A 510-nucleotide genomic window follows, 5' to 3' on the forward strand; every position below is an offset into this window, starting at 1 on the left:
TACGGTGTCAGCGACTCCACATCAACATAGTATTGCCAAACATGATCATAGAGATGATGTTGATTGGCAAACGGCGTAAGCTGCTTAGTTTCTTCAAGCGAGCACCAGCGATACTCCGTGTGTTCTTCATTAAGCACCACAGGTTGGTTTGGCGGACAAAATAACACAAAGCTTGGGATGACCAAGATTCGGTTCTCCTTCGCTTCGTAGAACTGTTCTAAAAAGTCCGCTTTATGTAACTCAACATCGTCAATCTGCGTCTCTTCTTTTAGCTCTCTCAGAATGGTTTGCCATCCTGTTTCACCAGCCTCTACACCACCAGCCACATGGCACCAATACCCGCCTTTAACGCGTTTGAGTAACAGAATTTTATCTACGCCATCAATTCGAGAGATGACAACGCCAGAGACATGCGTCGCTTGTATTGGGATCATGTGTGCTCCTTAAATATCTAGATATTTCCTAGATGCGCTCCATGCGCGAAAGAAAGATAAGTTGATTGAGAACCCA

At 44.9% G+C, this 510-nt stretch carries 1 protein-coding gene; it reads right to left on the reverse strand.

Translation table 11 applies throughout. The features are described from left to right. A partial coding sequence (locus R7040_RS30175) for an NUDIX hydrolase (protein WP_318098153.1) occupies positions 1–434 on the reverse strand: 434 nt, incomplete at its 3' end. Between the last annotated feature and the right edge of the window lie 76 nt (positions 435–510).

It is taken from the genome of Vibrio sp. 1069 (genome assembly GCF_033340555.1).